The sequence below is a fragment of the Microbacterium sp. CFBP 8794 genome, from assembly GCF_014841235.1.
GTDB lineage: Bacteria > Actinomycetota > Actinomycetes > Actinomycetales > Microbacteriaceae > Microbacterium.
Window position 1 is genome coordinate 242,622 of the sequence record NZ_JACYTT010000001.1, and the last position, 25,300, is coordinate 267,921.

Annotated in this window: 23 protein-coding genes; 9 read left to right on the forward strand and 14 right to left on the reverse strand. The window is 70.4% G+C overall.

The window, feature by feature from the left end; all coding sequences use genetic code 11:
- Window positions 1–82 precede the first annotated feature (82 nt).
- From IFU19_RS01030 to IFU19_RS01050, 5 genes are all read right to left on the reverse strand, one after another.
- Window positions 83–1,261: a thiolase family protein gene (locus IFU19_RS01030; RefSeq protein ID WP_192012681.1), complete on the reverse strand. Its 1,179-nt coding sequence runs from the start codon at window positions 1,259–1,261 to the stop codon at window positions 83–85.
- On the reverse strand, window positions 1,261–2,445 hold the full coding sequence (locus IFU19_RS01035) for a bifunctional 2-methylcitrate synthase/citrate synthase (RefSeq protein ID WP_055832819.1): 1,185 nt from the start codon (window positions 2,443–2,445) through the stop codon (window positions 1,261–1,263). The genes IFU19_RS01030 and IFU19_RS01035 overlap by 1 nt, the downstream gene beginning before the upstream one ends.
- 219 nt (window positions 2,446–2,664) lie before the next feature.
- Window positions 2,665–3,564, reverse strand: a complete 900-nt coding sequence (gene prpB, locus IFU19_RS01040; protein WP_192012682.1) for a methylisocitrate lyase — start codon at window positions 3,562–3,564, stop codon at window positions 2,665–2,667.
- A gap of 76 nt (window positions 3,565–3,640) precedes the next feature.
- Window positions 3,641–5,167 (reverse strand): MmgE/PrpD family protein, encoded by a 1,527-nt coding sequence (locus tag IFU19_RS01045; RefSeq protein ID WP_191915439.1) that lies wholly within the window; start codon window positions 5,165–5,167, stop codon window positions 3,641–3,643.
- Window positions 5,164–5,793 (reverse strand): GntR family transcriptional regulator, encoded by a 630-nt coding sequence (locus IFU19_RS01050; protein ID WP_192012683.1) that lies wholly within the window; start codon window positions 5,791–5,793, stop codon window positions 5,164–5,166. Before IFU19_RS01050 ends, IFU19_RS01045 begins: the two co-directional genes overlap by 4 nt.
- A 212-nt stretch (window positions 5,794–6,005) precedes the next feature.
- Between IFU19_RS01050 and IFU19_RS01055 the strand changes: the two genes are divergently transcribed.
- Window positions 6,006–6,320 carry a YbjQ family protein gene (locus IFU19_RS01055; protein WP_055832815.1) on the forward strand — a complete coding sequence of 105 codons (315 nt, stop codon included), beginning with the start codon at window positions 6,006–6,008 and terminating at the stop codon, window positions 6,318–6,320.
- Between the two features lie 85 nt (window positions 6,321–6,405).
- Here the strand turns inward: IFU19_RS01055 and IFU19_RS01060 are convergent, their stop codons facing one another.
- Window positions 6,406–6,993 (reverse strand): TetR/AcrR family transcriptional regulator, encoded by a 588-nt coding sequence (locus IFU19_RS01060; RefSeq protein WP_055832814.1) that lies wholly within the window; start codon window positions 6,991–6,993, stop codon window positions 6,406–6,408.
- A 100-nt stretch (window positions 6,994–7,093) separates the two neighbouring features.
- Between IFU19_RS01060 and IFU19_RS01065 the strand changes: the two genes are divergently transcribed.
- Entirely contained in the window at window positions 7,094–8,068 is a 975-nt protein-coding gene (locus IFU19_RS01065) for a zinc-binding dehydrogenase (protein ID WP_192012684.1), read from the forward strand.
- Between the two features lie 496 nt (window positions 8,069–8,564).
- Here IFU19_RS01065 and IFU19_RS01070 read toward each other — a convergent pair whose 3' ends face one another.
- The 8 genes from IFU19_RS01070 to rlmN all read right to left on the reverse strand — a co-directional run bounded on the left by IFU19_RS01070 (window position 8,565) and on the right by rlmN (window position 17,016).
- Complete coding sequence (locus IFU19_RS01070) at window positions 8,565–9,044, reverse strand: NUDIX domain-containing protein (protein ID WP_192012685.1); 480 nt, start codon at window positions 9,042–9,044, stop codon at window positions 8,565–8,567.
- Window positions 9,044–10,702, reverse strand: coding sequence for a DUF4407 domain-containing protein (locus tag IFU19_RS01075; RefSeq protein ID WP_192012686.1), 1,659 nt, complete (start codon window positions 10,700–10,702; stop codon window positions 9,044–9,046). The genes IFU19_RS01070 and IFU19_RS01075 overlap by 1 nt, the downstream gene beginning before the upstream one ends.
- Window positions 10,703–10,825: 123 nt before the next feature.
- Window positions 10,826–11,839, reverse strand: a complete 1,014-nt coding sequence (locus IFU19_RS01080) for an aldo/keto reductase family protein (RefSeq protein WP_055832810.1) — start codon at window positions 11,837–11,839, stop codon at window positions 10,826–10,828.
- 74 nt (window positions 11,840–11,913) lie between these two features.
- Window positions 11,914–12,546, reverse strand: a complete 633-nt coding sequence (locus IFU19_RS01085) for a response regulator transcription factor (protein ID WP_342030246.1) — start codon at window positions 12,544–12,546, stop codon at window positions 11,914–11,916.
- Window positions 12,543–13,793 (reverse strand): histidine kinase, encoded by a 1,251-nt coding sequence (locus tag IFU19_RS01090; RefSeq protein ID WP_191915433.1) that lies wholly within the window; start codon window positions 13,791–13,793, stop codon window positions 12,543–12,545. Before IFU19_RS01090 ends, IFU19_RS01085 begins: the two co-directional genes overlap by 4 nt.
- Window positions 13,790–14,593 (reverse strand): ABC transporter permease, encoded by an 804-nt coding sequence (locus IFU19_RS01095; RefSeq protein WP_055832808.1) that lies wholly within the window; start codon window positions 14,591–14,593, stop codon window positions 13,790–13,792. Before IFU19_RS01095 ends, IFU19_RS01090 begins: the two co-directional genes overlap by 4 nt.
- On the reverse strand, window positions 14,590–15,465 hold the full coding sequence (locus tag IFU19_RS01100) for an ABC transporter ATP-binding protein (protein ID WP_192012687.1): 876 nt from the start codon (window positions 15,463–15,465) through the stop codon (window positions 14,590–14,592). Before IFU19_RS01100 ends, IFU19_RS01095 begins: the two co-directional genes overlap by 4 nt.
- Window positions 15,466–15,732: 267 nt before the next feature.
- Window positions 15,733–17,016, reverse strand: coding sequence for a 23S rRNA (adenine(2503)-C(2))-methyltransferase RlmN (rlmN, locus tag IFU19_RS01105; RefSeq protein ID WP_191915430.1), 1,284 nt, complete (start codon window positions 17,014–17,016; stop codon window positions 15,733–15,735).
- 249 nt (window positions 17,017–17,265) lie between these two features.
- On the opposite strand from rlmN, the gene IFU19_RS01110 reads away from it, so the two are divergent.
- The 7 genes from IFU19_RS01110 to IFU19_RS01140 all read left to right on the forward strand — a co-directional run bounded on the left by IFU19_RS01110 (window position 17,266) and on the right by IFU19_RS01140 (window position 25,268).
- The gene (locus IFU19_RS01110; protein ID WP_191915429.1) at window positions 17,266–18,330 is read left to right on the forward strand and encodes a hypothetical protein; all 1,065 of its coding nucleotides are present in this window, start codon (window positions 17,266–17,268) and stop codon (window positions 18,328–18,330) included.
- An 86-nt stretch (window positions 18,331–18,416) separates the two neighbouring features.
- Complete coding sequence (locus IFU19_RS01115; RefSeq protein ID WP_191915428.1) at window positions 18,417–18,704, forward strand: helix-turn-helix domain-containing protein; 288 nt, start codon at window positions 18,417–18,419, stop codon at window positions 18,702–18,704.
- Window positions 18,705–18,715: 11 nt separating this feature from the next.
- Window positions 18,716–19,945: a type II toxin-antitoxin system HipA family toxin gene (locus IFU19_RS01120; protein ID WP_342343358.1), complete on the forward strand. Its 1,230-nt coding sequence runs from the start codon at window positions 18,716–18,718 to the stop codon at window positions 19,943–19,945.
- A gap of 22 nt (window positions 19,946–19,967) precedes the next feature.
- A complete protein-coding gene (locus tag IFU19_RS01125) occupies window positions 19,968–20,876 on the forward strand; it encodes a PRD domain-containing protein (protein ID WP_191915426.1) in 909 nt (302 codons plus the stop codon).
- Window positions 20,877–21,066: 190 nt separating this feature from the next.
- Window positions 21,067–22,926, forward strand: coding sequence for a beta-glucoside-specific PTS transporter subunit IIABC (locus tag IFU19_RS01130; protein ID WP_192012688.1), 1,860 nt, complete (start codon window positions 21,067–21,069; stop codon window positions 22,924–22,926).
- A 19-nt stretch (window positions 22,927–22,945) separates the two neighbouring features.
- Entirely contained in the window at window positions 22,946–24,361 is a 1,416-nt protein-coding gene (locus IFU19_RS01135) for a glycoside hydrolase family 1 protein (protein WP_192012689.1), read from the forward strand.
- 64 nt (window positions 24,362–24,425) lie between these two features.
- Window positions 24,426–25,268 (forward strand): HAD family hydrolase, encoded by an 843-nt coding sequence (locus tag IFU19_RS01140; RefSeq protein WP_191915423.1) that lies wholly within the window; start codon window positions 24,426–24,428, stop codon window positions 25,266–25,268.
- Window positions 25,269–25,300: the final 32 nt, after the last annotated feature.

The following is a 25,300-nucleotide window of genomic DNA, read 5'->3' on the forward strand; positions in this document are numbered from 1 at the left end:
GACGACACAGCCGACACGCCGATCAGCCCACCCCCACGACGGCGCGCCGCCAGCCGGCCCCGCCGTTGTGCACGCCGGGGCGTCAGTACCGCCGCAGCAGCGCCGCCAGCGCCTGGCCGCCGCCGATGCACATCGTCACGACCGCGTACTCGAGGTCGCGGCGCTGCAGGTCGAGGGCCGCCCGCACGGTCAAGATGGCGCCCGTCGCGCCCACCGGGTGGCCCAGGGCGATCGCGCCTCCGTAGGGGTTCACCTTCTCGGGGTCGAGTCCGGCGTCGCGGATCACGGCGACCGCTTGAGCGGCGAAGGCCTCGTTCAGCTCGATCACGTCGACGTCGGCGGGGGTGAGCCCGGTCTGCTCCCACAGCCGTTGCAGCGCGAGCACGGGGGCGTAGCCCATGATCTCGGGGTCGACGCCCGCGGTCGTCACGGCCTCCAGGGTCGCCAGTCCCGTCAGGCCGCGCTCGCGCACGTCGTCCTCGCGCATGAGCACGGTCGCAGCGGCGCCGTCGTTGATGCCCGACGAGTTGCCCGCCGTCACCGACCCGTCCTTCTCGAATGCCGGGCGGAGCCCCGCGAGCGCCTCCCTCGTGGTGCCGGGTCGCGGATGCTCGTCGACCGAGACCTCGACCGGCCGCTTACCGCCGGTGGTCACGGGCACGATCTCCTCGGCGAAGGCCGCGCGCGCGGCATCCGTCGCCGCCCTGCGCTGGCTCTCGACCGCGAAGGCGTCCTGCTCCTCGCGCGAGACGGAGTACCGGGATGCCACGACCTCGGCCGTCGTTCCCATGTGCCGGCCGCTGAAGGGGTCGGTGAGGATCGCGAGCGTGCCGTCGAGCAGTGTGCGGTCGCCGAGGCGGGCGTTGCCGCGGGCCCCGTACTCGAGGAAGGGGGTGCGCGACATGCTCTCGTCGCCGCCGGCCACCGCGACGTCGATGCCACCCCAGCGCAGTTCCTGCGCCGCCGACCAGATCGCCTGCAGGCCCGAACCGCAGAGGCGGTTCACCGTGAACGCGGGCACGCGGGTCGGCAGCCCCGCCGCGAGGGCCACGCGGCGAGCGTTGTAGGCGTCGGGGCCGTTCTGGGCGATGCAGCCCATCACGACCTCGTCGACGGCATCCTTGTCGACGCCCGCTCGCCGGAGCGCCTCGGTCACGGCCACGGCGCCGAGCTCGAAGGCATCGACGCCCGACAGCGCCCCGCCGAAGGAGCCGATGGGCGTGCGCGCCCCCGACACGACGACGATGCGCGGTGCGGTCATCAGCCCGCCGCCTCTTCGGGGCGCTCCTGGGCGTCGATCACGGCCTCGTCGGGGACGTACCCCGCGATGTGCCGCTCATCGGGGCCGACGTACTCCGACAGGGGCCGGATGAGGGCGTTCGACGCCTGCTGCTCGCGGATGTGCGCCGTCCAGCCGGTGATGCGCGCGGCCACGAACAGGGGCGTGAAGGTGAGCGTGTCGAAGCCCAACAGCGCATACGCCGGACCCGAGGGGTAGTCGAGGTTGGGGTAGATGCCCTTCCGCTCCACGAACTGGCTCTCGAGCGCGTCGTACAGCGCGGCGACGTCGGGGCGGTCGTAGTGGGCGACGAGGGTGTCCAGCGCGGCCTTCATCGTGGGCACACGCGAGTCGCCGCGCTTGTACACGCGGTGACCGAAGCCCATGATCTTGCGCTTCTCGCCCAGGGCGGTGTCGAGCCAGGGGCCGACGTTCTCGGCAGAACCGATCTCGTCGAACACGTGCAGCACGGCCTCGTTGGCGCCGCCGTGCAGCGGCCCCTTGAGCGCGCCGATCGCCCCGACGACGGCGGAGTACAGGTCGCTGAGCGTCGACGCGATCACGCGCGCGGTGAACGTGGAGGCGTTGAAGGAGTGCTCGGCGTACAGGATCATCGAGCGATTGAAGGCGTCGACGACGACGGGGTCGGACTCCTCGCCGAACGTCATCCACAGGAAGTTGGCCGAGTAGTCCAGGTCGTCGCGGGGCTCGATGAGCTCCTCGCCCCGCCGGCGGCGCTGACCGTACGCGACCACGGCGGGCAGCTGCGCCCACAGGCGGATGCTGCGTTCGAGGTTCTCTTCGGGGGTGCCCACGGCATCCATCACGTTCGCGATGCCCGCGGTCTCGCGCGCGCCGATCACGCTCACGGCCGTCCGCACCTCATCCATCGGGTGCGCCGAGGTGGGCAGCAGGTCGATCGCGGCGCGGACGTCGTCGGGCAGCGCCCGGTGCTGACGCTCGGTCCGGCGCAGGGCGGCGAGCTGCGCGGCATCCGGAAGCTCACCGTTCCACAGCAGGTACGCCACCGCCTCGAACGGCTGCGTCGCGGCGAGCTCCTGCACGGGGTACCCGCGGTACAGCAGGCTGTTGGTGTCGGGGTTGACCTTGCTGATGGCGGTCTCGTCGACCGTGACGCCGGCGAGGCCCTTCTTGATGTCGGTCATCGTCTCTCCCTCGAGTCGTGCTCGGTGTCCATGCTGCCGGATTCTGCGGGCACGGTGCGGGGAACTTCGTCCCCCTTTCGGCTGCCAGGGTGGCCGGCGAGGCGAGCCATGTCCCGATTCTGGCTGTCTGGAGCCGCCCCAGACAGCCGAAATCGGGACGCTGTCTGCACAAATCGGGACACGGTTCGCCGGGCCGCTGCGACCGGAGGCCCCGCCGCCTCAGCGCTCGACGGTGAAGTCGAACACGTCGGCGTCGAAGCGCGTGTAGCCCTCGTAGTCGATGAGGTCGTACAGGTCGGCGCGGTGCTGCATCTCGCCGAGCTGCTCGCGCAGGTGCCCCTCGGATGCCAGGGCATCCAGGCCCCGACCGGCGGCGCCCATCGCGAGGCGCAACAGCGACACCGGCCAGATGACCAGGTTCACCCCGGCGTCCTGCAGCTGGGCGGTGGAGAACAGCTCGCTCTTGCCGAACTCGGTCATGTTGGCCAGGATCGGCACGTCCAGCGCGGTGCGCATCGCCTCGAACTCGCCGAGATCGCGCATCGCCTCGGGGAAGATCGCGTCGGCGCCTGCGTCGACCAGGGCCTTCGCGCGGTCGATCGCGGCATCCAGCCCCTCGACGGCCCGCACGTCGGTGCGCGCCATGATGAGGAAGTCGGGGTCGCGCCGGGCATCGACCGCCGCGCGGATGCGCTTGATCGCGGTGTCGGCATCCACGACGCTCTTCCCGTCGAGGTGCCCGCAGCGCTTCGGATTCACCTGGTCCTCGATGTGCGTGCCGGCGAGCCCCGCGTCTTCGAGCGTCTGGATCGTGCGGGCGACGTTCATCGGCTCACCGAACCCGGTGTCGGCGTCGATGATCGCCGGCAGCTCCGTCATGCGCGCGATCTGCTGCCCGCGTCCGGCGACCTCGGCGAGGGTCGTCAGGCCGATGTCGGGCAGGCCCAGGTCGGCCGAGATGACGGCCCCGGAGATGTAGACGCCGTCGAAGCCCTCGCGCTCGATGAGCCGAGCCGACAGCGGGTTGAAGGCTCCCGGCATCCGCACGAGTTCTCCGGATGCCAGCTTCTCGCGCAGCGCGCGACGCTTCTGCTGCGGGGTGGTCTGGGCGTACAGCATCAGCGGGCTCCCTCGGGGGTGTGGAGCTCGCGCACCGGCGGCTCGGGCTTCTCGGGCGCGCATCCGCCGCCGCGCATCAGAACAGCCCCTTCGGGGCGGGGGCCAGGGCCAGCACGCCGGGCTTCGCCACGATCGTGAGCTGCATGACCTCGGCCGGAGTCAGTTCGGGCAGACGCTGCACGAGCTCGAGGAAGCGCTCGATCTCCTCCGGCTGCAGCACCGGTTCGGCGAGCGTGCGGAACTTGCGGATGTAGTCCTCACGCGCGAACGGACGGGCACCGAGCGGGTGGGCGTCGGCGACGGCGATCTCGTCCTGCACCGTCGAACCGTCAGTCAGCGTGATGACCACGCGGCCGCCGAACGCCTTCTCGTTGGGATCCTCCGAGTGGTAGCGGCGCGTCCATTCGGCGTCCTCGGCGGTGGTGACCTTGTGCCAGAGGGCCACCGTGTCGTCCCGGCCCGCGCGCTCCGGCGCGTACGAGTCGACGTGGTGCCACGCGCCGTCCTGCAGGGCGACGGCGAAGATGTAGGGGATCGAGTGGTCGAGCGTCTCGCGCGACGCGGTCGGGTCGTACTTCTGCGGGTCGTTCGCCCCCGAGCCGATCACGTAGTGCGTGTGGTGGCTGGTGTGCAGCACGATGGATGCCACGTTCGCGGGGTCGCGCAGGTCGGGACGCTCCGTGCCCAGGCGGCGGGCCAGGTCGATCCAGGCCTGCGCCTGGTACTCGGCCGAGTGCTCCTTCGTGTACGAGTCGAGGATGCCGCGCTTGCTCTCGCCCTCGCCGGGCAGCGGCACGTCGTACGAGGCCTGGGGGCCGTCGAGCATCCACGCGATGACGCCGTCCTCGCCCTCGTAGATGGGCGAGGGGCTGGTCTCGCCGCGCATCGCGCGGTCGACGGCCTCGATCGCCATCTTCCCCGCGAAGGCGGGGGCGTGCGCCTTCCAGGTCGAGATCTCGCCCTTGCGCGACTGGCGCGTGGCGGTGGTGGTGTGCAGGGCCTGACCGATGGCCTGGTAGATCGTCTCCTGATCCAGGTCGAGCAGGGTGCCGATACCGGCGGCCGCGGCGGGTCCGAGGTGGGCGACGTGGTCGATCTTGTGCTTGTGCAGCGAGATCGCGCGCACGAGGTCGATCTGGATCTCGTACGCCGTGGCCAGGGCGCGCACCACGGCGGCGCCGTCACGTCCGGTGTGCTGCGCGACGGCGAGCACGGGCGGGATGTTGTCGCCCGGGTGCGAGTAGTCGGCGGCGAGGAAGGTGTCGTGGTAGTCGAGCTCGCGCACGGCCACCCCGTTCGCCCACGCGGCCCACTCGGGGCTGGAGCGGCGTTCGAGCGCGCAGCCGAACACCGTGGCGCCGGACCCGCCGATCGACACGGCGTGATCGAGTGCCTGCTGGCGCGCGGCGCTGACCGGCTGCCGCGTGATCGACGCGGCGGCGACGGCGGCGTTGTCGATGAGGCGGTTCACGATCATGTCGATCACGTCGTCGTCGACCGCGACGGCGTCGGTGGCGACCCGGGCGAGCGCCCAGGCGAGCTGTCCCTCGCGAGCGAGGTTCTCGTCGCTGCGGTGTACGCGCACGTGGTGGGTGATCGTCATGAGGGGTCCTCCGTGAGGGCTTCGAGGATGGTGGTGAGGGCGTTGTGCAGGTGCACGTGGGTGGCGTGGGCGGCGAGTTCGGGATCGCCGGCGCCGATCGCTCGCGCGATCAGTTCATGCTCCCCGGCGGAGGCCGAGAGGCGGAGGGGGTTGTCGCGTGCCATGCGCCGCACGCGCACGAGGTGGGTGCGGACGCTGCGGAGGGCCGCCGAGAGGTAGGGGTTGGCGACGGCATCGTCGATCCGGACGTCGAAGCGCGCGATGAGGGAGTAGTACGCGTCGGCATCGGCGGTGTCGACGGCGGCGAACTCGCCCGCGAGCGCCGTGAAGAGGCGACCGTCGCCCCGAACCGTGGCGCTGCGCGCCGCCTGGGTCTCGAGGGCGCGGCGGAGTTCGAACAGAGCCCGGATGTCGTCGGCGTCGATCCCGGCCACGACGGTGACGCGCGGCGAGGCCTGGGCGACGAGACCATCGGATGCCAGCCGACGCAACGCCTCGCGCAGGGGGGTGCGACTGACACCGAGGCGGGTGGACTGCTCCACCTCGCCGAGGACGGTTCCGGGGGCGAGAGCGCCCGTCTGGATCTCGTCGAGGAGGGTCGCGTAGGCCCGTTCTCCCGCTCGCATACCGCACCCCCTCGTCGTGTATACATTACGCGCTATTTGGGTGGGTGGCCAGCCGACAGGAGCCCCCTGGGTATACACACCACGTCGCCAGCGGGCGCATCGCGGCCGCCCTCTCGCTCACCGCCGCACCGCTCGGCATCCGCTCGACTCACCGTCCGCGGGGCGCGGATCCGCACTGGCGCCCCCGCCCGCCGCGCTGCCACACTGGGTTCATGCTCGTCACAACCATGAACGATGTCCCCGGCCGCCAGATCGTCGAGGTGTACGGCGAGGTGACCGGCCTCACCGTGCGCGCCCGCAACATCGGCGTGCAGTTCGGCGCCGGCCTCAAGTCGATCTTCGGCGGCGAGCTCGAGGGCCTCACGAAGCAGCTGCAGCAGAGCCGCGACGAGGCCAAGCAGCGCCTCGTCGAGCAGGCGCAGGCCCTGGGCGCCGACGCGGTCATCGCGATGCGATTCGACACGAGCGAGGTCGCGCAGAACTTCCAGGAGGTCGTCGCCTACGGCACGGCCGTGAAGCTGGCCTGATCCCGCCGCACCCGTCGCGCTCCTTACGCGCGAGGTGCCGGATTGTGTCGCTGAGGTGGTCGCGCGAGCGACGATCTTCGGCGACTCACGCGCTTCGTTGCCACGACTCCAGGGTCGTCGGAATGGATGCCAGGGTCGCCAGCGACGCGTCACGGTCGGCGCGCGCGAGGGTGAGCCCGGCCACCACGAGCGAGGCGCAGACCGCGGCGAGGGCGTCCACGGCATCCGGGGCCAGATCCGGGCGACGATCGGCGACCGCCGCGCGGATGGCGGTGCGCATCTCGGCCGCGTAGTCCGACACGAGGGTGCGCACCTCGGCGTCGTCGGTGGCGAGCGGTGACGACCCGGCGTTGAGCAGCAGGCAGCCGAGTCGAGCGCGCGGGGTGTCGGCCTCGATCGCCGCGCACATCTCGTCGACGTACGCCTCGAGGGCACCGGGGTCTCCCCCGCCCAGGGGGCGCAGACGCGTGCGCACGACGTCGTCGAGGTAACCCGCGAGCACGGCATCGAACAGACCGCGTTTGCTGCCGAAGGCGTGGTAGATGCTCGAGCGGGTGAGGCCGGTCGCCTCCTCGAGCTCGGCGATGCCCGCCTCGGCGTACCCGCGCCGCCAGAACACGTCGCGCGCGGCGTCGATCACGACGGAGCGCTCGAAGCTCGGCATCCTGCCCATGGGTGTCCTTCTCTCGCGCCGCTCACGAACTCCGGGGTTGCGGTCTCAGACCCGAGGTCTATATTAGACCGGTCGTTACAAAATAACCACAGGAGGAATCATGCGCGCAGTCATCCACCACGAGTTCGGCGAGCCGGCCGATGTCGTCGGCGTCGAAGAGGTCGAGAACCCGACCCCCGGCCCCGGCCAGGTGCGCCTGCGCGTGCTCCTGTCGCCCATCCACAACCACGACCTGTGGACCATCCGCGGCACCTACGGCTTCAAGCCCGAGCTGCCCGCGCGCGCCGGCACCGAAGCCGTCGGCGTGATCGAAGAGCTCGGCGAGGGCGTCGAGGGCCTGACCGTCGGTCAGCGTGTCGCCACCGGCGGCACCTTCGGCGTATGGGCCGAGCAGGTCGTCGCCCAGGCCGCCGGGCTCATCCCCGTCGCCGAAGGTCTGTCCGACGAGGTCGCCTCGCAGCTCGTGTCGATGCCCTTCAGCGCCATCAGCCTGCTGCACTCGCTCGACCTGAAGCCCGGCGACTGGATCGTGCAGAACACCGCCAACGGCGCCGTCGGCCGCATGGTCGCGCAGATCGCCCGGGCGCGCGGCGTCAACGTCGTCGGCCTGGTGCGTCGCCAGAGCGCCGTCGACGAACTCGCCGAGCAGGGCATCGACAACGTCGTGTCGACCGACACCGACGACTGGCGCGACAAGGCCCTCGCCCTCGTCGGCGACGGAAAGGTCGTCGCGGGCGTCGACTCCGTCGGCGGACCCGCCGCGGGCCAGGTGCTGTCGCTGCTCAGCGAGAACGGCACCCTCGTGATCTTCGGCTCGATGGGCGCGGGCACGCTCGAGCTCGGCGCCGGCGACCTCATCTTCCGCCAGGCCACCGTGAAGGGCTTCTGGGGCAGCGTCGTCAGCAAGACGATGGATGCCGAGACCCGCGGCGCCCTGTTCGGCGAGCTGTCGCGCTACCTCGCCGACGGCACGCTGACGCTCCCCGTCGCCGCCACCTTCGGCTTCGACGACATCGTCGAAGCCGTCACCGCGAGCGACGCCCCGCGCGTGGGCAAGGTGCTGCTGCGCCCGTGACCCGGTAGCGCCGCGGTGCCCGCCCTCGCGGGGGCACCGCGGCGCGCCCGCCCCGCGCCCCGCGCCCGCGTTGCCCGCGCCCGCGATGCCCGAACCCGACGTCGAGTGTCCAGAACACGCCGCACCGCGCGCGCGGGACGCGGCGTGTCTTGGACACTCAACGGTCCTTGCCCGCCCGGGCGGCGGCGGGGCACCTCGCGCCCACGCCCGAGCCCGGCGTTGAGTGTCCAGTACACGCCGCACCACGCACCGGGGACACGGCGTGTACTGGACACTCAACGGTTCTTACCCGCGCGCGCAACGGCGGGACGCCTCACGCTCCGCGCCTGTGCCCGAACCCGCGCCCACGCCCACGCCCGCGTTGCCCCCAACACCACGTTGAGTGTCCAGAACACGCCGCACCGCGCACCGGGGACACGGCGTGTCTCGGACACTGAACGGTCCTTGCCCGGGCGGCGGCGAGACACCTCACCCGCACGGGCGACGGCGAGACGCCTCACGCGCCGCGCGAAGCCTCCAGCGCCGCGGCCAGCGCGTCGATCGCGGGGCGTTGGCCCTTCACGAGGGCGTCGCGGGCGGCATCCAGGCCCATCCATTCGACGCGGTCGACCTCGGGGAACGCGGCCGTTCTTCCCGAGCGCGGTGGCCAGACCATCTCGAAGGTGCCGAACGTGAAGCCGGATGCCGTGAACCCGGCGCCGTCTCCCGCGAACACGACGACCTTCTTGCCCGACGAGTACGCGAACGTGCCGAGCTCGGCCCACGGCGTCTCGGGCGGCTCGACGCCGAGCTCCTCGCGGAACTCACGGTGGGCGGCATCCAGAGCGCCCTCGGTCTCGGGGTCGAACTCCCCCTTGGGGATCGACCACGCACCCGCGTCCTTCTTCGCCCAGAAGGGCCCGCCCATGTGCGCGACGAGCACCTCGGGCGCGGGGGTCAGCCGGTACAGCAGCAGTCCCGCGCTCCAGACGACCATCAGGCCGTCGCCACCGGCACGCGGGCGGCCTCGTCGGCGATCACGTCGGCCCGTTTGCGGAACGTACGGGCGGTGACGCGGTCGAGGGCGATCTGCCCGCGCATCTTCTCGGCCTTCTCGTACAGCGACGGGCCGCCGAAGCCGGTGAGCACCTTCACGAGCACGGGGAGCAGCTCGATCATGAAGAACAGCGCCGCGATCAGGTAGTGCGCCCAGCGCAGGGCGAGCTCGCGGTCCGACAGGCGCTCGAGGGCCGTGATCTGGCTGAGCAGTCCGACGGCGCCCGCATTGCCGTCGGCGATCGACGACGCGCGCGCGTTGTACGCGGCCAACGCCGACTCGTACTGGGTGCGGGCAGCGGGCAGCTGGTCTTCGGCCTGCTGCTTGTTCTGGTCGGCCGACGATGCCGCAGCCTCGGCGCCCGAGGTGTTGGCGGCGGCGAGGGTGGACTGCGCCTGCTGCAGCTGCGTCGACAGCGCGTCGTACGACGACTGCGCCTGGGCGAGCTGGGCTTGGGCGGCCTCGGAGCTCGCGCCGGTGCCGGCGAGACCGGTGCAACCGGGCACGGTGCCCGCGCCCTGGCCGGTGAGCTCGCACTGGTAGACCGCCCGCGCCTGGTCGATGACGCTCTGCTGAGCGGCGAGCTGCTGGGTGAGCTGGTCGACCGTCTGCTGCGCCGCGGCCGACTCGGCCGACGTCGACGAGGTTCCGCTGACGATGCCGGTGGCCGCCTGGTTCTCGAGGGCCGACACCTGGGCGCTCGCGGCGTCGAGGGCCTGCTTCTCGGGACCGCTGGTCACGGCATCCTGATCGGTCAACGCCTGGGTGACGTTCGTGGAGTTCACCTCGCGGGCGATGTCGTTCTGGAACACCTGCAGCACGAGCGGCTCGGCGACGACGATGCCGATGAGCGCCGCCATGATGATGCGGGGGAACGCGAGGCCGAGCAGGCGGAAGACGTTCTTCGTCGAGCGCATCGTCGAGGTGAGGAAGCGGTCGAGGTTGTAGATGATGAGGCCCCAGATCAGGGCCAGCGGGATCGCGAGGAAGATGCTGACGCGCACCCCGGTGAGCAGGGCGAACATCATCGACAGCGACGAGACGAGCGCCGTTCCCGCGAGCACCAGGAACATCTGGACGAAGCGCGGCACCTCTTCGGGAACCTCGTCGAGCACGTCGTTGTCGGCCCCGCCCAGCACCGCCATCCGCCGCACGAGCGACAGGCGCGGACGCCGCGGGTCGTGCCGGCGCAGGCGCGGCGGGCGGGGATCGGATGCCACCGGGGCGGCGACGGCGACGGGCTCGTCGTTCAGGGAGCGCTCGTCGTGCGCTGCGGGCGCCGCGTCGACCTCGCGGTCGAGCACGACCGTCTTGTCGGCGCCGGCGTCTGCGGCCGGGAGCGGGGTGGTCCCGCTCTCGGCGCCCGCGCGATCCGCCTCACGCGGCTCGGCGGGGCGGCGCTCGATCGGGAGCGTCGGGTCGTCGTCGGCGGGTGGGGCTCCCCACGGCTCGGACGTGTGGTCGTGCGGCGCGGGACGGGCCGCCGCGGTCTGCGCGGCGAGGATGTCGTCGAGGTACTGCGCGCGTTCCTCGTCCGTCGTGAACTCGATGCGACCGTCGGAGCCGAAGCGGCCGGGTCGATGATCGGAAAAGGACATTCGATGAGGGTAAGACGCGTTCCTGTCGATCAGATGAGCGAGGCCGGGGGCGCGCGCGGGTCCCACAGCCCCGGAATGAGTCGGGCGGGCCGGACGCGAACGTCCGCCCCGCCCGTACGGTCGTCAGACCAGGCGTTGCTTCGGCGAGACCTCGTACGTGTTCTCGGGGTCGGAGAACACCTCGTCGCCGAGCGCCGCGTCGATGGCGGCGAGCGTGTCGGCATCGAGGGTGACGCCCGACGCCTTGACCGTGTCGGCGAGCTGCTCGGGACGGGAGGCTCCGACCAGGGCCGCGGCGATGTTGGGGTTCTGCAGCACCCACGCGATCGCGAGCTGCGGCATGGCGAGTCCGGCCTCGTCGGCGATGGGCTTGAGGCGCTGCACGGCCTCGAGCGTGTCGTCGTTCAAGAAGCGCTTGATGAAGGTGGCGCCGCTCTTCTCGTCGGTGGCGCGCGAGCCCTCGGGCGCCGGCTGGCCCGGCAGGTACTTGCCACTCAGCACGCCCTGTGCCATGGGCGACCAGACGATCTGCGAGATGCCGAGCTCTTCGCTGGCGGGAACCACCTTGCCCTCGATCACGCGCCACAGCATGGAGTACTGCGGCTGGTTCGAGATGAGCTGGATGCCGAGCTGCTTCGCCAGCGCGTGTCCCTCGCGCAGCTGCTCGGCGGTCCACTCGGACACACCGATGTAGAGGGCCTTACCCTGCCGCACCACGTCGGCGAAGGCCTGGAAGGTCTCTTCGAGCGGGGTCTCGTAGTCGAACCGGTGGGCCTGGTACAGGTCGACGTAGTCGGTGCCGAGGCGCTTCAGCGACCCGTTGATGGAGTCCATGATGTGCTTGCGGCTGAGCCCGGTGTCGTTCGGACCCGCGGGACCGGTGGGGAAGTACACCTTCGTGAAGATCTCGAGCGACTCGCGCCGCTGACCCTCGAGGGCCTTTCCGAGAACCGTCTCGGCCGCTCCGTTGGCGTAGCCGTCGGCGGTGTCGAACGTCGTGATACCCGCGTCGAGCGCGGCGTGCACCGTCTTGATGGCCGCATCGTCTGCGACCTGCGACCCGTGCGTCACCCAGTTGCCGAGGGTGATCTCCGAGATCTTGAATCCACTGTTTCCGAGATAGCGATAACCGACCATCACTCCACGCTAGCCGCGGCCTCCGACACCGGGGCCCGAATCCCCTGGTGGCGAAATCGGCCGCGCGCACCGCGTCACAGGATGCCGAGCTCCATCGCCCGCGTGACCGCGCGGGTGCGGTCGGCGACGTCGAGCTTGGCGAACGCCTTCAGCAGGTGCGTCTTGACCGTGGCCTCGCCGAGGTGGAGGCGCACCCCGATCTCGCGGTTGCTGAGTCCCTGCGCGACGTGACCGAGCACCTCGACCTCGCGGGCGGTGAGCGCAGGTCTCTCGGCGGGTCGCCCGGTCTGCGCGACGAGCACGCGCGCCACGCTCGGCGCGAGGGCCACCTCGCCGGCGGCCACGGCGCGGATCCCCGCCAGCAGCTCCTGCTCGGGCGCGGCCTTCAGCAGATAGCCGCTCGCCCCGGCGGCGATGGCCCGCACGATGACGTCGTCGCTCTCGTAGGTCGTCAGCACGATGATCCGCGCCGTCGGCACGCTCTCGCGCAGCATCGCCGTCGCCTCATCGCCGTCGCGGCGTGGCATCCGCATGTCCATCAGCACCACGTCGGGGCGTTCGCGCTCCACGACGGTCACCGCCTCGATCCCGTCGGCGGCCACGCCCACCACGCACATGTCGTCGGCGGCATCCAGGATGCCGGTGAGCCCGGCCCGCACGATCGGATGATCGTCGACGACCACCACGCGGATCACACGGCCGGTCACGCGCGCACCGCCGAGCGCGGAACGCGGGCCGTGAGCACCGTGGCCCCGGGGCTGCCGTCGATCAGCAGGTCACCGTCGAGGTGCCCGAGCCGCGCGCGGAGCCCCTCGAGCCCGAACCCCTGCGCCCGGGCGGCGGGGTCGAAGCCGGCGCCGTCGTCGGCGATGCGCAGTTCCACGCCGTCGTCGAGCTCGGTCAGCGTCACCTCGACACGTCGTGCGCCCGAGTGCCGGCGGGCGTTCGACAGGCCCTCCTGGGCGCACCTCAGCAGCGCGACCTCGCTCTCACGGTCGAGGCCCGTGACGGCGTCGGCGCGCAGGTCGATGCGCAGCCCCGATTCGCGGCCGAGACGGTCGACGAGCACCGTCAGGGCGGCGACCAGCCCCTCGCCGTGCGACACGGGCGCCCCGCCCGCGACGAGGGTGCGCGTCTCGGTGAGGGCCTCGCGCGCGGCCTCTTCGACCAGGCCGAGGGTGGAGTCGGCCAAGACCCCCGCCGCGAGCTCCCGGCGCGAGCGCTGAACCAGCAGCACCGTCCCCGCCAGCGTCTGCGCGATGGTGTCGTGGAGTTCGGCGGCCAGACGTCCACGCTCCTCGACGACGCCCGTATCGCGGTGCAGGGCGGCGAGTTCGTCCTGCGCGGCGGTGAGTCGATCGAGCAGGCCCTGGGTCTCGGCTGCGTGCCGGTAGACGGCGGTGAACCACAGACCGAGGCCGATGTTGCCGGCGAACGACGTCGCCTGGATGATCGCGGCGCGCTCCCACGCGCCGCCGTCGCCGCCCCAGGCCAGCGCGACGAGCACGAGCACGCTCGACAGGGCGGTCCAGGCGATCGCCGTGCGCCGGCGCGACGAGATCACCCAGAGCAGGGGGTACGCCGCGAACTGCAGCATCGCGATCCACGGCACGCACGCGATGGCCAGGGGAAGGAGCAGCAGCGTCGACACCACCAGCCCCGTGGCGACCCGCGGCGCTCCCTGCTCGCTCAGCACGCGAGGGAGGGCGACGAGCACGAGCGCGGCGTGCACGACGACGGCTCCCAGCGCCACGAGCGCCGGCCCCCACGGGGCCGCCCCGATGCTCCCGGCCACGAGGGCGATCGCGATGCCCGCGGCACCCGCGATGCCGTAGACCAGGGTCCATCCGCGCACGGCCGAGGCCACGGCATCCGCCCGCTCCCGCTCCCCGTGCGGGCCATCGGTCCCGGTCACCACGGCGCCGCCGGAGGCGACGGTTCCCGCGCCCCTCACGCGTCTTTCCGGATCCATCGGAACGTCGCCCGCACCACCGCGAGCCCCACGACGAGCCAGAGTCCCGTCACGAGCAGGATCAGCGGGTGCTCCCACGACCCCGACGGCTCGGCTGCGGCGAAGCCCTCGGGCAGGAAGACCGAGCGGAAGCCCTGCGCCAGCCACTTCAGCGGAAACACGCTCGCCACGTTCTGCAGCCACTCCGGCAGGGCGGCGAAGTTGATGTAGACCCCCGAGATGAACTGCAGCAGCAGCACGATCGGGATGACGACGCCCGTGGCGCTGCGACCGGTGCGCGGGAGGGCCGAGAGCCCGATGCCGAGGATCGCGCAGGTGGTGACGCCCAGCAGGAACACCCACGCGAAGGTCAGCCAGCGCTCCGGTTCGGTGGGCAGCGGCACGCCGAAGAAGACCGCCGCGACGACGATCAGCAGCACCGACTGCAGAAAGCCGGTCACCAGCACCTGCCCGAGCTTGCCGATGAAGTACGACACGGGGCTGAGCGGAGTGCCACCGAGGCGCTTGAGGGTGCCGTCGCTGCGTTCCATCGCGATGTCGATCGACATGTTCTGCAGACCCGACAGCAGCACGCCCGCGGCGAGCATGGCGGGCAGGTAGAACTGCGCGGCCTTCACCTCGGCGCCCGGGGGACCGAAGGTCTGCGCGTCGAACGCGACGGCGAAGATCAGCAGGATCATCACGGGGAACAGGAAGGTGAAGAACACCGAGTCGCCCTGGCGGAAGTACGCGCGCACCTCGAACCCCACGCGTGCGGCACCGAGCCGCAGCACCCGGCTCACGCGGCACCCCCCGCAGCCTCGGTGCGGCGCTCATCGGCACCGAGGAACGACAGGTACACGTCTTCGAGGCTCGGGCGCACGACCTCGAGCCGCTCGGGTTCTCCGCCTCGGGCGTAGAGGGCCGCGACGAACGCGCCCGGGTCGTCGGTGCGCTGCTCGCGCGTCACCCCGCCCTCGCGCCACCGCACGAACGGCACGCGGGCGTCGGGTCCGCCGAGTTCGTCGATGCGGCCCACGGATGCCACCTGCCCGGCCACGATGATCGCCGCGCGCTCCGAGAGCTCGGCGGCCTCGTCGAGGTAGTGGGTCGTGAGCAGGATGGTGGTGCCCTCGGCCTGGAGCAGGCGGATGAGGTCCCAGAACTGCCGTCGCACCTCGGGATCGAAGCCGGTGGTGGGCTCGTCGAGGAACAGCAGCTCGGGGCGACCGATGATCCCCAGCGCCACGTCGACGCGGCGACGCTGCCCACCCGAGAGCTTGCGCACGCTGACCGTGGCCTTCTCGGTGAGACCGACCGCGGCGATGACCTCGTCGACGTCCCGCGGGCGCGGGTAGAACGAGGCGAAGTGGGCGAGGAGCTCCCGCACGGTCGCGGTCGGCGCCTCGCCGGTGTTCTGCAGGACGATGCCGAGTCGCGCCTTCCAGTCGAGGCCCCCGCGGTGCGGGTCGACGCCGAGCACGCTCACCTCACCGCTCGTGCGGTCGCGGTAGCCCTCGAGGATCTCGATGACGGTGCTCTTGCCGGCGCCGTTGGGGCCGAGCACCGCGAACGTCTCGCCTCGTCGGATGTCGAACGAGACTCCGCGCAGCGCTTCGACGCCTCCGCGGTAGGTCTTGCGCAGGTTCTGCACCCGCACGACGTGTTCGCTCATGCCCTCAGTCTGACCGCGCGCGGCCCCGGCCGGGAACGACGGACCGGTGGACTCGGCATCCACCGATCGGTGGACGCGCGGCCGCCACCCCCACGCAGAAACGCCGATCCTGCGCATGAACGCTCAGCGAGCGCGTTTCTGCGCAGGAAGAGCGTTTATGCCCGGGGCGGCGAGAGCGCTCGACGGGCACCGCCAAACGGACCGGCGGGCGTCAGCCGGCGGGCGTCAGCCGGCGGGCGTCAGCCGGCGGGCGTCAGCCGGCGGGCGTCAGCCGACGGGCGTCGCCGCGGCCGCCACCGCGTCGTCTTCGGTCGCCACGAGCTGACCGCAGGCGCCGTCGATCTCTTTGCCGCGGGTGTCGCGGAGGGTCGTCGGAATGCCCGCGTCGTTCAACCGGCGCACGAACTCGTTCTGCACGGGCACCTCGGATGCCGTCCAGATCGACCCCGGAGTCGGGTTCAACGGGATGGGGTTCACGTGCACCCAGCCGCGACCGCGGGCGTTGAGCTTCTCGGCCAGCAGGTCGGCGCGCCAGGCGTGGTCGTTCATGTCCTTGATCAGGGCGTACTCGATCGAGACACGGCGGCCGGTCTTGTCGAAGTAGTTGCGCGCGGCATCCAGTGCCTCGTCGACCTTCCACTTGGAGTTCACCGGGATGAGCTCATCGCGCAGGTGGTCGTCGGGAGCGTGCAGCGACAGGGCGAACGTCACCGGGATGTCTTCGTCGGCGAGCTTCTTGATCGCGGGCACGAGTCCGACGGTCGAGACGGTGATGCCGCGGGCGCTCATGCCCAGGCCGTGGTCCTTGTCGACCATCACGCGCACGGCCTGCATGACCCGCGCGTAGTTGGCGAGCGGCTCACCCATGCCCATGAAGACGATGTTGCTGACGCGGTCGAGCGAGTGGTCGTCGTGCTTCTTGCCGCCCAGGCCGCCGGCGGCGATGAGGGCGTTGGCCCGGACGATCTGCTCGATGATCTCGGCCGCCGACATGTTGCGGGTCAGACCCGCCTGGCCGGTGGCGCAGAAGGGGCAGTTCATGCCGCACCCGGCCTGGCTCGACACGCAGAGCGTGATGCGGCCGGGGTAGCGCATGAGCACCGATTCGACGAGCGCGCCGTCGTGCAGCTTCCAGAGGAACTTGATCGTGTCGCCGCGGTCGGTCTCGAGCCGGCGCACCTCGGTGAGCAGCGGCGGCAGCATTCCCGCGACGAGCTCTTCGCGACCGGATGCCGGCAGGTCGGTCATGTCGGCGGGGTCCGACGTGTAGTGCGTGAAGTAGTGCTTCTCGAGCTGCTTCGCGCGGAAGCCGGGCAGGCCCAGCTCCTTGGCCTTCTCGACCCGCTCCGCGGGGGTGAGGTCGGCGAGGTGCACGGGGGGCTTGCCGCGCTTCGGGCTGGCGAACTGCAGCAGCGGACGACCGGTCTCGTCTTTCGCCTGCTTCCATCCCTCGGTCGCGGGGCGCACCTGGCGGACGCCTGTGTCGGCCGGGGCCCCTGCGGGGCGCACTTGCCGGGGCGTCGTCGTGCGCACGGGGGGCTGATCGGTCATGGTTTCCAGGGTACCGGGCGCGTCTGCGTCGCGGCTGGGCGCGCCATCGGGCGTGCACAACTCCTGCACACTCACCCGGACGCCGCCGGTCTTTGAACCAAAGATGCTGCGGGAGCGCCCTGACATGCTCGCCCCGTGCGAATCACACCATCTCCTCCTGTCCACTTCCCTTCACGCCAGACGCCCGAGCGCACGAACTGGAAGTTCAGCCTGCTATACCCCGCCGTGACCGTGACAGCTGGGCTGTACGTGCTCGTCCTCACCGCGGTGACGACGTCTGCATCCATCGACCCGACTGTCTGGCTCCGCGTCATCGCGGAGTGGGGCGCGAGCAGCAGCGGGCACGTCCCCTGGTCCGCATCTCTGCTCGTCACGACCGTTGGCGCTCTCGCCGCGCTGTCCAACTCCCCGCTGGCGAAGGACGAGATTCTCGGATTGGCCCTCACTCTTTGCGCGCAGGCGATCGCTGTAGGCACGGCTCTGTGGATGGTCACCGCACTGGTGGGGGCCACTGTGCCGGACATCGTCAGCGAGCCAATCGAGCGCAGCCAACTCTGGGGGGTGGTATTCGTAGCCGGTCCCGTCATCATCGGCGCGGCCGTCTTCGCGGGGAGATTCACGAGGGTGGGTCCCGACGTCCGTATCGCCGTCGCCGAGAGAGCGATCCCGGTACTCGATCGCGAACTCGGCGAAACGCGCTGGCGAGTCCACGAACTGTGGAGTCTCACCCGCGCACGATGTCACGCGTGGATGCCGCCCGTCGCCGCGTGGGTGGCCGCTACCAGCGTCCTCCTCGCAATCCTGTCCGCAGAGGGAACGACGGCGCCCGGATCGACCGCCTTCGCCGTCATCGTCTTCTCAATGGTGTGGGGTTCCTGCGCCCTTGCTCTCGGACTGCTACGAATAACGTTCAATCAACCCACCGGACGAATCTGGCAGCGGAGGGAACGGTCGGGACGCCGCCTCACCCCCCTTGGCCGCTGGCTCATCGGCGCCACTGCTGCGTTGGGTGGCCTTTCGATCTGCTCGTCGGTTGCTCTGACCGCCGTTCTGTTCATCGACTCCGATCCGGCGACGGCGGAGGCTCGGCTTCGACTCGCGGCCGTTCTGCTGGGCGGAACGGTCGCTGTGTCCATCGCAGTGCTCAAGAGTCGACGCGGGAAGAACTCATGGGCGACGATCGGCTACCGTCTGCGCGCTCGGAGACGCGAGTCATTTGTCACGCAGCTTCGCGAAGCTCAGGCCGAACGCGACTCTCGTCGTGCGGAGCGTTCTGCGTTTCGTAGGCTTCGAGCTCTGCTGCGTGGGCGATGATACAGGCCATGAGAGCGCTTTAAGGCGATAAAGATCGTCACAATCGCCTCTCCTGGCGAGTAATCTCGTCACAGGAGGTGGCGCACGTGACGGGCTACAAGATCGATCGCGAGATCGTACAGTTCGGCGAGCACGTCCACGGCTGGCGAATGGTCCTCGGTCTCACTGCTCAGCAGGTCGCCGAACGCGCGGACATCACCCGCGACACCCTGCGCAAGATCGAGACGGGTGACCCCGGCGTGAGCTTCCGCAACGTCGCTCAGGTCCTGCGCGCCCTCGGCGTTCTGAGCCAGACGGTGCAGGCGATCGACCCGCTGTCCAGCGACATCGGGCGCTTGCGCGCCGGCAATCTCTCCAGGAGGCGGGTGCGATGACTTCGCTGGATGTGTTCGTCGACGATGGCGGAACCGACCGCCTGGTGGGGCAGGCCTACTTCACCCGCAGCCGCGGGGAGGTGTCCACGACGTTCGTCTATGACACCGAGTACCTTGCCGGCGGCGGAGGGAGCATCGATCCCTCCCTTCCGCTGGTATCGGGGAGTCAACACCAACGAGGCCTCGTACGCGCCTTCGCCGACAGTGCGCCGGATCGGTGGGGACGCAACCTCATCGAGAAGGCGGAACGCCTGCGGGCTCGGCAAGAGCAGCGGACCCCGCGCCGTCTCGACGACGTGGACTTTCTCTTGGGAGTCAGTGATGACGCCCGTCAGGGAGCGCTCCGGTTCCGCACGCATGGGAGCGCAGTCTTTCTCGGCGAGGCGGCCCATGTTCCACCGTTGGTCTCTCTGCCCGAGTTGCTTCGCGCAGCCGATGACCTGTCGAGTGGCGATGACTCCGCGCAGGCGGTGAAGCAGCTCCTCGACACCGGGACCACCGGTCTCGGAGGAGCACGGCCCAAGGCCTCCGTCCGACTGGATAACGGCGAGCTGGCCATTGCCAAGTTCCCCCACGCAAGCGACGAGTGGGACGTCATGGCGTGGGAAGGAACGGCGCTGGATCTTCTCGAATCCGCCGGTATCCGCACCCCGGATCGTCGTCTGATGAAGATCGGAAACCGGTCCGTGCTCGTCCTGCGCCGCTTCGATCGCGCACCCGGTACGCGCATCGGCTACATCAGCGCACTCACCGCGGTCGGCGCGAACGACGGCGAGCACCGCGACTACGCCGAGATTGCCGAGGCCACCCGCGACCTGTCCGACTCACCGCGCGCGGAACTTCGAGAGTTGTTCAGCCGCGTCGTCGCCAACGTCGCACTCGGCAACACCGACGATCACCTGCGAAATCACGGGTTCCTCGCGGAGCGAAGCACATGGACCCTCAGCCCAGCATTCGACGTCAACCCGCAACCGGATGCCCTGAGGCCCCGCGCCACGACGGTGATGGGCGCAGACACTCCGCCGGATGAGGCCGAGAGTCTTCTGGCTTTCGCCGACGAATGCGACCTCGACATCTCGGTCGCCCGCGAGCGGATGGCCTCCGTCGCCACCGCGCTCGCCGGATGGGCACGCGGAGCGCGTGCGAACGGCATCCCCTCCCGTGAAATCCAGATCATGGGTCAATCCATCCGCCCTCGTCTGGAGTCCGTCACAAGGGTGGCCTCGACCGCATCCGTCTGAGAGCGGCCCTATGATGCATCCCATGCCCGGTGCCGGTGATGCCCCCATCCCGCCCGGCGGCGTGCAGAAACTTCTGAACAACAACGTCGTCGTGGCGATCGACGCCGACGGCCGCGAGCGCGTGCTCATGGGACGCGGTATCGGCTTCCAGCTCAAGCACGAGGGGCACGTCGACCCCGCCAAGGTCGAGAAGACGTTCGTGCTCGACCAGGCCACCGACACCGCGCACGCGCAGAAGCTCCTCACCGACGCGCCCTACGCCCTGGTGCAGGCGGTGCTGCGCGCGGTCGACGAGGCCGAGCGCGAACTGGGCCGCGACCTCGGGCGTCGGCTGCCGCTCGCCGTCATCGACCACGTCAACTACGTCATCGAGCGCCTCGACCAGGGCATCCGCATCCCCGTCACCTCGATGCCCGAGCTGCGGATCCTCCACCCCGACGAATCGCGTGTCGCCGAGCGCATGGCGGCCTCGATCGCGGCATCCCTCGATCGCGACCTTCCGCCCGAAGAGGGCGTGTTCCTCACGATGCACCTGCTCAACGCGACGCGCGACGAGCCCAACGGCACCGCGGCCCTGCTGTTCCGCCGCGTGCAGCACGTCGTGCGCACGGTCGAGACGGGCCTCGGCGTCACCCTCGACACCGCCGGCCCCGACTACGCGCGGTTCATCCTGCACGTGCGGTTCCTGCTGCAGCGGCTCGTGGACCGCTCGATGCTCACGAGCGGCGACTCGTCGTTCTTCGAGTTCGCGAAGCACCGCTACCCCCGCGCCTTCGGCATCGCCGAGGCCGTGAAGGCCTACGTACTCGCGGCGACGAGCTCGACCCTCACCGACGAGGAAGTGCTCTACCTGACCGTGCACGTCGAGCGATTGGCGACGAGCATGGGGCGCGCCGACACCTCTGGCGCACCCGACGCGCCGGTGCTATAGTCGCGGACGCAGGTTCACACCTGCCGACGATTTCCGGATTGTTACCGCGCGAGCGGGCAAGACCTGAATCCACATCGCTGACGAGCGATGAACGGATTCGGGTCTTTTTTATTGCCCGAAAACAATCCGGGTCGTCGCCACAGAACATTCGACGGGCCGCATGGATGCGGCGAAAGGCAGGCGGATTCCGATGGCGGATTACGCGAAGACAGCGGCGGCGGTTCTCACCGGCGTCGGCGGGGAAGGCAACGTCACCTCGCTCGTGCACTGCGCGACGAGGCTCCGATTCGTGCTGAAAGACGAGAGCAAGGCGAGTGCCGCAGCCCTCCGCGCCACCCCCGGCGTGATCACCACCGCCCAGGCGGGCGGGCAGTACCAGGTCGTCATCGGCAACGACGTGCCCGAGGTGTTCGCGGCGATCCAGTCGCAGACGAAGCTCGGCGCGGGCTCCGACGACACCGGCGAGAAGACCCCGAAGGGCAACCTCTTCAACCGGTTCATCTCGATGATCTCGGCCATCTTCACGCCGATCCTCTGGGCGCTGGCCGGCACCGGTCTGCTCAAGGCGTTCCTCGCCGCGGCCGTCACCTTCGGGTGGATGGATGCCACGACCACCACGTACACGATCCTCAACGCCCTCTCCGATGCGCTGATCAACTTCCTCCCCCTCGCCCTGGCGATCACCGCGGCCCGCTACTTCAAGGCCGCCGAGTTCACCTCGCTCGCCATCGCGGGAGCGCTCGTCTACCCCTCGATCACGGCCCTCACCGGCGTTCCCGACGTGACGTTCTTCGGCATCCCGGTGACGATGGTCAGCTACGTCTCGAGCGTCATCCCGATCATCATCATCGTGTGGCTGCAGAGCTACGCCGAGCGTTTCCTCTACGCGAAGCTGCCCGGTGCCATTCGTCGCTTCGTCACCCCGATGCTCGTCGTGCTCGTGGCCGTGCCGCTGATCTTCGTCGTCATCGGTCCGCTGTCGGCGCTCGTGGGCGGCGGACTCGCCTCGGCCATCGGCTGGGTGTTCCAGACCGTGCCGTGGGCCGGTGGCGCCATCATGGGCGGCCTCTGGCAGGTCTTCGTGATCTTCGGCCTGCACTGGGGTCTCGTGCCGCTCTTCCAGCTCGAGTACCAGACCACGGGCATGATCCTGCTCATCGGACCCGTCTTCGCCGCCGTGCTCGCCCAGGCCGCCGCGGTCGCCGGTGTGCTCGTTCGCACCCGCAACAAGAGCCTCCGCTCGCTCGCCGCCCCGGCGACGCTGTCGGGCTTCCTCGCCGGCATCACCGAGCCCGCGATCTACGGCATCAACCTGCCGCTGAAGCGCCCCTTCGCCTTCGGCATCGTCGGCGGCGCCGTCGGTGGCGCGCTCATCGCGATGGGCGGGGTCTTCTCGAAGGCGTTCGTCGTCCCCTCGGGTCTCGCGCTCCCCGCCCTGCTGGGCAACGGCAACATGGTCATGCTCGCGATCGGCCTCGCCGCCGCGATCGTCATCCCGTTCCTGCTGGTCGTGCTCATCGGCTTCACGGACCCCGTCGACACCGCCGCCCCCGCGACCCCGGCCGCGGCGACCGACACCGAGGTCTCGAACCCCGTCGACGGCACGGTCGTCGCCCTCAGCGAGGTTCCGGATGCCGCCTTCGCCGACGGCTCGCTCGGCAAGGGCGTCGCGATCCGGCCCACCTCGGGCGCGGTCTACGCGCCGTTCGACGCCACCGTGGTCGCCGCCTTCCCCACCGGTCACGCGATCGGCCTGCGCGGCGTCGACGGCGTGGAACTGCTCATCCACGTCGGCCTCGACACCGTCAAGCTCGGCGGCCAGCACTTCACCCTCAAGGTGCAGTCCGGCGCCGAGGTGAAGACCGGTGACCTGCTGCTCGAATTCGACGGCGCCGCCATCGAGAAGGCCGGGTACGACCTGATCACCCCGGTCATCGTGACCAACGGCGACCTGTATCCCGACGTCGCCGACGTGGCATCCGGACCCCTCTCGCACGGCGAGACGCTGTTCCGCGCCATCTCGGTCGACTCCCTCTCCACCGCCCGCTGACCCCCTGGAGGCACAGACCATGACGACCACTTCCTTCCCCGACGGCTTCCTCTGGGGCGGCGCGACCGCCGCGAACCAGATCGAGGGCGCGTACGACGCAGACGGCAAGGGGTACTCGGTGCAGGACGTGATGCCCCGCGGCATCTCGGGTTCCCGCAGCGACCAGCCCACGCCCGACAACCTCAAGCTCGTCGGCATCGACCACTACCACCGCTACGCGGAGGACATCGCGCTGTTCGCCGAGATGGGCTTCGGCGTCTACCGGTTCTCGATCGCGTGGAGCCGCATCTTCCCGAAGGGCGACGAGACCGAGCCCAACGAAGAGGGCCTGGCGTTCTACGACCGCGTGCTCGACGAGCTCGAGAAGCACGGCATCGAGCCGCTCGTGACGATCTCGCACTACGAGACGCCGCTGCACCTGGCCGAGGCCTACGGCGGCTGGACGAACCGCGAGCTCATCGGGTTCTACGAGCGCTACGCCCGCACGCTCCTCGAGCGCTTCGGCTCGCGCGTGAAGTACTGGCTGACGTTCAACGAGATCAACTCGCTGCTGCACGCCCCGTTCATGAGCGGCGGCATCCCGATCCCCGAGGGCGGCGTTCCCGAGCAGCAGCTCTACCAGGCGATGCACCACGAGCTCGTGGCATCGGCCCGGGCCACGCGCATCGCCCGCGAGGTCGCCCCCGAGGCGAAGGTCGGCTGCATGGTGCTGTCGATGCCGATCTACCCCCTCACCCCGTCGCCCGACGACGCCCGCGCCGTCATGGACGCCGACCACGGCAACCTCGTCTACGGCGACGTGCACACCCGCGGTGAGTACCCCGGGTACTTCCTGCGGACGCTGCGCGAGAAGGGCATCGCCCTCGACATCACCGATCAGGACCGCGACGACCTGACGAACACCGTCGACTTCGTCTCGTTCAGCTACTACATGTCGATCGCCGAGACCGCCGACCCCGCGAAGCGCGCCGAGGGCGAGGGCAACATCATGGGCGGCATCGCCAACCCCACGCTCGAAGCGAGCGAGTGGGGCTGGCAGATCGACCCCGTGGGCCTGCGCCTCGTGCTGAACCAGTTCTGGGACCGGTGGCAGAAGCCGCTGTTCATCGTCGAGAACGGCCTGGGCGCGCGCGACCAGCTCGTCGAGGTCGACGGCGAGAAGACGGTCGTCGACGACTACCGCATCGCCTACCTCAACGACCACCTCGTGCAGGTCGGCGAGGCGCTCGAAGACGGCGTCGACGTGCTCGGCTACACCTCGTGGGGCTGCATCGACATCGTCAGCGCCAGCACCGCTCAGCTCAGCAAGCGATACGGTTTCATCTACGTCGACCGCAACGACGACGGCACCGGAACGCTCGACCGCTACCGGAAGAAGTCGTTCGGCTGGTACGCCGACGTCATCCGCACCAATGGCGCGTCGCTGACGCGCTGACCCCCCCCTGATCGGATCGGCCCCGGGTCCTCACGGCCCGGGGCCGATCTCTTGGAGTACATCTATGACCCGCATCGCCTTCCTCGACGTCGACGGCACGATCCTCGAGCACGGTTCGGTGATGGCGCCCTCGACGGCGACCGCCATCCGACAGGCGCGAGAGAACGGGCACCTCGTGTGGCTCAGCACCGGCCGCTCCGCCGGCGACATCCACCCCGACGTGCTCGCCATCGGCTTCGACGGCGCGATCACCAACGGCGGAGCGTATGCGACCCAGGCCGATCGGACGCTGGTGGAACGCCCCCTCCCCCGCGCCGACGTCGACACCCTCGAGCGGTACTTCGAGGCCCACGGCATCCACTACTTCCTGCAGACCCACGGCGGCGTCTTCGCCAGCCCCGGCATGGGCGCCGTGATGAACGAGTACCGGCGCGAGCGTCACGCCCAGCGCGCGGCCGAGCTCGAGGCCCAGGGCCTGCCCCCCGAGCAGCCGCTGTGGCGCGAGCCCCGCCCGGTGTCGGAGGTCGACCGCGACGCCGTCGCCAAGGCCGTCTTCGTCAGCCCCTCGACCGACACCGTCGCCCACGCCGCCGCCGAGCTCGGCGACGGGTTCCACGTCATCCCGGGCTCGATCCCGCTGCCCGGCGGCTCGAACGGCGAGATCGGCCAGGCCGGCGTCACCAAGGGCTCCGCGATCACCGACGTGCTCGCCGAACTGGGCCTGTCGGCGACGGACGCCATCGGCATCGGCGACAGCTGGAACGACGTCGAGATGTTCGAGGTCGTCGGCACCCCCGTCGCGATGGGCAACGCCGTGCCCGAACTGCAGCGCCTCGCCGGCCGGGTGACCACCGCCGTGCTCGACGACGGCGTGCACAACGCGTTCGCGGAGCTGGGCCTGATCTGACGGGTCGTGGGCCCACGCGGTCCACATGCAGG